Below are 6967 nucleotides of genomic sequence, written 5' to 3' on the forward strand. Positions count from 1 at the left end.
TTATATCTTTGCCACTTGATTCTGATTAACACATTACCCTTTTATGAATTTAACTCCTGCATTAGAGAAACAATACACTAAAGAACAGAAAACAGCCCTTGAGGCTCAGCGTTTGGCTCAAGAAATCGCTTTTGGACCTGTTGTTTTTCAAATCTCCCAACTAATGGTAAAATTTGGCGTTTTGGAAGCGTTATGCAATGCTCCTGATGGTCTCACGATGGCTGAAGTTGCCACGCAAACAAAACTGAGCGACTACGCGGTGAAAATACTTTTGGAGGCTTCTCTTTCTATAGGTACGGTAATTGTGAGTAACGACGACCGATTTTCTATCACCAAAGCAGGTTGGTTTTTGTTACGCGACAAAACAACACGCGTGAATATGGAGTTTATACAAGAGGTGTGCTATGAAGGCTTATTCCACCTCGAAGAAGCTCTTACCGAGGGCAAACCTTCAGGATTAAAAGTATTTGGCTCTTGGCCTACTATCTACGAGGGACTTTCACAACTGCCTCCTAAAGCCCAAGAAAAATGGTTCGCCTTCGATCATTATTATTCTGATTATTCGTTTGATGATGCTTTGAACATCGTTTTCAAACAACCCGTGAAAACCCTGCTTGATGTGGGCGGGAATACCGGTAGATTTGCCTTGAGAACAGTGGAGTACAACCCCGATGTGCAGGTAACCATTATGGATTTGCCTCAACAATTAGGATTGATGAAAGCCAATACCGCTGGCAAAGCAGGAGCTGAACGCATTGCCGGACACCCTGCAAACCTCTTAGACGCCTCGGTGCCTTTCCCTAAAGGATTTGATGCAATATGGATGAGTCAGTTTTTAGATTGTTTTTCTGAAGATGAAGTAACGAGCATTCTCAGTCGTGCTGCAGCTGCAATGGATGAGCATACCTCGCTTTACATACTCGAAGCCTACTGGGATAGACAACAACACGAAACAGGGGCGTATTGCCTCACCCAAATAAGCGTTTATTTTACCGCAATGGCAAACGGCAACAGTAAGATGTACTACTCTGGTGATATGATACGCTGTGTGGAGCGCGCCGGATTGGAAGTAAGTGCTATCTATGATAACTTAGGCAGCGGCAATAGCCACACGCTTTTCCAAGTGAAGAAAAAAAGTGAATAGTGAATAGTGAAAAGTGAATAATAAATAATGCGATACAAAAAACCTCCCCTTGCAATTTGAACTGCACGGGGAGGTTTTTATTATGGACTTTGACAAAGTGTTATAACTTGTTACCTATTTTACCTGAATTAAGCGTTCGAGTGCCATTCCGCGTGAGCCTTTGATAAGGAGTAGGCAATTGTTGAACAATAGGGTAGGGAAGACCTCTTTAAAAGCCTCGAAAGTTTCGTATTGTGGATAAGGGCTTTGGGTTTTAGCAAAGTTGCTACCTACCAAATATACACCTTCCCACTCATAATTTTTAAGTTTATCCACTATACGCTGATGTTCTTCTGCAGCGTAGTTTCCTAATTCAAACATATCCCCTAAGATGAGTACTTTCTTCTTCTCGTCACTCATTGTAAGCAGGTTATCGATAGCAGCTGCCATACTGCTGGGGTTCGCATTGTAAGCATCGAGCAATACGGTATTACTGCCCCATTGCATCAACTGACTGCGGTTATTCTGCGGGATATAGGCTTCAATACCTCTTTTTATAGCCTCGTTAGAGAGTTTAAAAAATTTGCCAAAAGCTACTGCAGCGGCTATATTGGTGAAATTGTAACTGCCTACTAAATGTGAAGTTGCTACAGTAGGAGCATCGGTAAAGCCTTCTATTACAACTCTTTCTCCTTCTTCGGTAGTTTGTGTAGAGGCATCTTCAAATTGTATGGTTACGGGTTGAGTACCCACGCATTGTACGGCTACATTCACCCCTTTACCTACCCCGAAACTATACTCGTTGTGATAATCGGCTAAGAGGGCTTCGGTAATAGGATTATCGGCATTAGCGATGATAGTTTTTTGGTGCGCTTTCAGGTAGTCGTAGAGTTCACCTTTGGTTTGTATAACGCCCTCAAAAGAGCCAAATCCCTCTAAATGCGCTTTGCCAATGCTAGTGATATAGCCATAATCGGGTTGAGCGATATTACAGAGGAAAGCGATTTCACCAGGGTGATTAGCACCCATTTCTACAATAGCGATATCGGTTTCGGGTTTGATAGAGAGCAGGGTGAGTGGCACCCCTATATTGTTGTTGAGGTTGCCTTGAGTGGCTACTACGTTCAGCTGTTGTGATAAAACAGATTTGATGAGTTCTTTGGTAGTGGTTTTGCCATTGCTACCGGTGATACCTATCACGAGAGTTTTGAGGGTGTTGCGATGATAGGTAGCGAGTTCTTGCAAGGTAGTGAGCACATCGCTAACCAAGATCATTTTATCAGAAGTTTGATAAGCAACCTCATCGATTACGGCATATTGAGCTCCTTTTTCGAGGGCTTCGGCAGCAAAGGTATTTCCGTTGAACGAAGCACCTTTCAGTGCGAAATAAATACTACCTTTAGCAATATTGCGGGTATCGGTAGAGACGCCTGTAGAGGCGAGGAATTTTTGGTAAAGATTTTTCATCAATGAATAATTGACAATTGATAATTAACAATTGTGATGCAAAAGTACAAAAGTTTTTGTTAGTGCGAGCTGTAGAGGCAGAAAATTTTAGCAAAGTGTAGTAACAGCAATATGACTTTGTAGATATTATATAGAAAGGTATAATAGAAAAAGTGCTGCAAACATTACTATTTACAGCACTTTTTCTATATTAGTTTTAAAAATTTATCCTTTAGGAGTACGGTGATCCTTTTTAGATTTAGAACCTACACGGCTCATTGCATTACGGAATCCGATGTAATCGGTAGCGATATATTGAGGAAGGAATCGACGTTGAGCTGGGTCAATCCAGTAAGCGCGGTCTCTCCAAGATCCACCTTTGAATACGCGAACTTCGTCGTCAATGAGTGAGGTACGGTCATTAGAAGTATCGTAGTCTTTACCGTTGAGTTCAGTTCCTGGTTTTTTAGGACGAGGAGCATTATACATATTGTTGCGGTATTCAGCATCTGGTTCAACTAATCCACCTTGGTTACGGAAGTTACGAGTAGATGATTTTTCACCATCGTTGTAACTACGGTTATCGGCGTGAGTAAAGTTATAACGCAAGTAAGTTTCGTTAGAGTCTACAGGGATTGTAGCCAAGTTGCCAGGGAGGTTACGAGCGATTACTTTTCCGTTAGCTAATGTATCGTATTTTATAGATTCAGGGGTTACGACAATTTGTTTACCATCTTCACCTATAGCGTGTTTCATATAAACGTTACCGCGGTAGTAGTTGAAGTCGGATTTTTCATCATCTATGATAGGGCGATATACATCGGCAACCCATTCGGCAACGTTACCAGCCATATCATACAAACCGAAGTCGTTAGGGGGGTAAGTTTTTACAGCTACAGTGATATCACCTTTATCGTCAGACCAACCAGCTAATCCGCCGTAGTCACCTTTACCTTGTTTGAAGTTAGCTAATAGTTCACCACGGGTACTACGTTTAGTAGAGCGTGTGTATTGGCTATTCCAAGGGTATTTTTTTCTACCTTGCAAAGAGTTGTATTCGCGGATACCGTTGAGTGATTTAGCGGCATATTCCCATTCAACTTCTGTAGGTAGTCGGTATTCAGGTAATAATACTCCGCTAGTTTGTTTAGCGTAGCTAGGTTCACCTTCTTTATTGGTATTTTTACCACCCATTTCGCCAGCGATTTTACCGCCGTAAGTTTGGGTAGGAGCGTTGAGGTAAGTATCGGTACTGAAAGTACTTTGCGCATCTACTTGGTAACGAGCATCACGAGCGAGGTATCCATCGCGTTCGAGGATAGCCTCATTCACGCGGTCGGTACGCCAAGAGCTGAATTGTACAGCTTGTACCCAGTTTACCCCAACTACGGGATACTCGGCATAAGCAGGGTGACGCAAGTAGTTGTTCACCATAGCTTCGTTAGCGCTCAAAGGGCCTCTCCATACCAAAGTATCAGGGAGAGCACCTATGTATATATTGCGGTATTGCTCTTGATCGGGTGGGAACACACGTTTGAGCCAATCGAGGTACTCCATATACATTTTGTTGGTTACCTCAGTTTCATCCATATAGAAGGATTGTACGTGTTGTTGAGATGGAGTGTTGTTCCAATCGTGCATCACGTTATCTTGCACTTGCCCCATAGTAAAGGTACCACCTTCGATAAGCACAAGTCCAGGGCCGGTTTCTTGATCTTTGAAATCGGTGTTGTATTGGAATCCGCCTTCTTTAGCGTTGATTTTCCATCCTGTTGCACTTGATACATTTCTATCAGACTTTTTGCCTCCACAGCTAGTGAGCAATAAGCCTGTAAGAGCTATGCAAATAGGGATTCTTAATAAACTTCTTTTCATAGTAAAAACACTTGTTAGCATAAAAATTCGGGCGCAAGATACTACTTTTTTTCAAAATAGTATACTTGTTTTAGCATTTTAACGCTATATTAATATTAAAATATTTTTTACTCTTTGTTATGTTGCTGATTTATAATTATTTGTATATCTTTTCCACTTGGTTACATTTTGCTCATTTACAAAGGTTTTAGCGTGTTTTTTAACAATTCTTTAAGTATTTTATTAGAGCAAATTGGCTTTATCTGCTAAAAAAATCAACAGTAGGGAGAGTAAAAAAGATATAACAGGAGCAATCATCCACATTGTGAAAAATCGCTTGACTTGGGTTTTGCTAAATATGTTTTTATGTCCCATTTTGGCAACGCCTATCCCAAGAATAGCAGCTACATTCACTTGTACTAAGGAGGTGGGGATACCTTTTACTACTGAGGCGAGTAGTAACAAACTACCCGAAATAAAGGCGATAATCACGGCTTCAAACTTGCCAAAGAGGATGATTTCCTTACCAGTGTTTTTGAGTATTTTATGCCCAAAAAGAGAGGCACCAATTCCAAAACAAGGGGCTACGATTAAGGTAGCGAGCATTAAAATTACGATATGGTCGCTTTCGCGTATGTGCAGCTCGTTGATTGTCATTGTATAGAGGGGGCCTGCGGCGTTGGCGACGTTGTTAGAACCAATAGCGAAAGATACGTATATAGCCATTATCACTAGTACGATATCCCATAAATGGCGTTTATTTTCATTTTGAGCGCGCTGAATGGTGAGTCCGCGCCGGCGCATAGGCTGGTAGATGTATTTTCCGGCGAAGAAACTGAGGAAATAGGAGATAATGGGCAGGATGAACCAAGCAGGGATAATTTCTAAAAAGAGGATATTGGTATCTAACTTGCTAAAATAGAGGGCTGGGGCGGCTAAGGCAAGTACGGCAGCTTGGCTAGTGGATTGAGGAATGCCGGATATATTGGAAATGAGCATTGTTACAGCTATGGAAAATAGGGCGATAGAAACGACAGTAAAATCCATATACTCAGAAGGCAATATGCCGCTTCCCATAGTGCTGGCTGTTTTTTTGCCAGCTACGAAAGCACCTACAAACACCATTATCCCAAAAAGTCCTGGGATAATAGACTTCCTAATCACATTAGCGCCGTAGCTAGCAGAGAAAGCAGGGGCGGTGCCGCTACCTCCCATAGTAATAGCTACAGCCATTGCGGTGAGGAAGGGAATAAGTAATTGGTTGTATATAGGAGTCATTTTTCTTTCACATCCAAAATTTGTGGCAAAAGTACAAAATAATTATCAATTACCAATTAAGAATTATCAATTAACGGTTTATAAAAAGAAAAAAGCCCGATATTACTATCGGACTTTTCCATTAACCAACCAAAACTTTAAATTATGAAAACTATTATTTGAAGTTTTACAATGAGCTACCACCCTCATTGCGCTGCAAAGGTACGGCGTTTTTTTGAACTACCAAAATAATTTGACGGTTTAACAAAAGTTTAACAACAGAAACGGTTGTTGAGAGCTGATAATTAGATAGTTGTATATGTTCTGAGATTTTAAAGAATCTTGGAGGAATTGTTATATAAAAAGCTGCCTAAGGGTTTAGAGAGCTTTTTATCATTATTACTTGTGTGGTTTAGTTTTAGAATTTGTAGCCTACACCAATTTGGAATACGCGGTTTTTGAAATTTACAGGAGGTAAAAAATTACGATCTTTAGAGTATTTTTTAGTAGATAACTCAGAGAGTCCTAAGTTGAAGGTAGCATCAAAGAAGAGTCCGGAATTTAAGTTGTACTCAGCGCCGAAGCCTAAACCGAAGTCAAAAGCATTATCAGGGGAAGGGGAGAAACTAACCTTGTTATTAGGGTTAGATGGATTTGTAGGATTATCAATATTTACATCAAGATTTATATTGGTGAGGAATCCTAAGTTGATCCCTACTTTAGGGCGGAATCCGTTGAAATCGTATTTAAACCAAAGAGGGATATTAAATTGTTGGGTAGTCCATTCGCTACTGCTTTTTAAATTTGTTTTAGTAGTTAAAGAGCTGTTATTAAACACAAACGATTTTAATTTTGCGCCTTGGAAGGCATAGTCAATACCAGCTTCTACCCATATTTTTTCGTTGAAGCCGTATTCAATAAAAGCACCTAAGTGGAAACCGGGTTTGATAGCAGTATTATATTTGGCTGTTCCTATAACTCCCAATCCATCTGTTGGGTACTTAAGGCTAGAAATGTCAGACAATAAGAGTCCTGCTTTAGCTCCTACTTTGAATTCTTGGGCGTTGGCGGTGGTGATTCCCGCTACAGCCATTGCTGCAATGATAAAAAGTTTTTTCATTTCTTCTATATTTATTTGGTTATTACTATTTGATGGTTAGCTGTGTATTGTTTATTTCGGGGGCAAGATTACGACAAATATTTGAGGTATACAAAAGTTTTTTTTAGGTAAGAGGTAAGAGGTAAGAGGTAAGAGGTAAGAGGTAAGAGGTAAGAGGTAAGAGGTAA

Annotated in this window: 5 protein-coding genes; 1 reads left to right on the forward strand and 4 read right to left on the reverse strand. The window is 40.5% G+C overall.

The window, feature by feature from the left end:
• Positions 1–43: 43 nt before the first annotated feature.
• Positions 44–1144, forward strand: coding sequence for a methyltransferase (locus tag Q0162_RS01030; RefSeq protein WP_297887728.1), 1101 nt, complete (start codon positions 44–46; stop codon positions 1142–1144).
• 114 nt (positions 1145–1258) lie between these two features.
• Here the strand turns inward: Q0162_RS01030 and murF are convergent, their stop codons facing one another.
• The 4 genes from murF to Q0162_RS01050 all read right to left on the reverse strand — a co-directional run bounded on the left by murF (position 1259) and on the right by Q0162_RS01050 (position 6800).
• Complete coding sequence (gene murF / locus Q0162_RS01035; RefSeq protein ID WP_297887731.1) at positions 1259–2593, reverse strand: UDP-N-acetylmuramoyl-tripeptide--D-alanyl-D-alanine ligase; 1335 nt, start codon at positions 2591–2593, stop codon at positions 1259–1261.
• Positions 2594–2794: 201 nt separating this feature from the next.
• A complete protein-coding gene (gene gldJ / locus Q0162_RS01040) occupies positions 2795–4465 on the reverse strand; it encodes a gliding motility lipoprotein GldJ (protein WP_297887734.1) in 1671 nt (556 codons plus the stop codon).
• 201 nt (positions 4466–4666) lie between these two features.
• A complete protein-coding gene (locus Q0162_RS01045) occupies positions 4667–5701 on the reverse strand; it encodes an inorganic phosphate transporter (RefSeq protein ID WP_297887737.1) in 1035 nt (344 codons plus the stop codon).
• Between the two features lie 397 nt (positions 5702–6098).
• Complete coding sequence (locus Q0162_RS01050) at positions 6099–6800, reverse strand: porin family protein (protein ID WP_297887740.1); 702 nt, start codon at positions 6798–6800, stop codon at positions 6099–6101.
• Between the last annotated feature and the right edge of the window lie 167 nt (positions 6801–6967).

This window comes from uncultured Capnocytophaga sp., from assembly GCF_937936315.1.
In the GTDB taxonomy this organism is placed as follows: domain Bacteria; phylum Bacteroidota; class Bacteroidia; order Flavobacteriales; family Flavobacteriaceae; genus Capnocytophaga.

Bases quoted from the DNA above. Each gene is read 5' to 3' on its own strand.
- gldJ (WP_297887734.1), bottom strand. From the start codon at position 4,465: ATGCTAACAAGTGTTTTTACTATGAAAAGAAGTTTATTAAGAATCCCT.
- Q0162_RS01045 (WP_297887737.1), bottom strand. From the start codon at position 5,701: ATGACTCCTATATACAACCAATTACTTATTCCCTTCCTCACCGCAATG.
- Q0162_RS01050 (WP_297887740.1), bottom strand. From the start codon at position 6,800: ATGAAAAAACTTTTTATCATTGCAGCAATGGCTGTAGCGGGAATCACC.
- Q0162_RS01030 (WP_297887728.1), top strand. From the start codon at position 44: ATGAATTTAACTCCTGCATTAGAGAAACAATACACTAAAGAACAGAAA.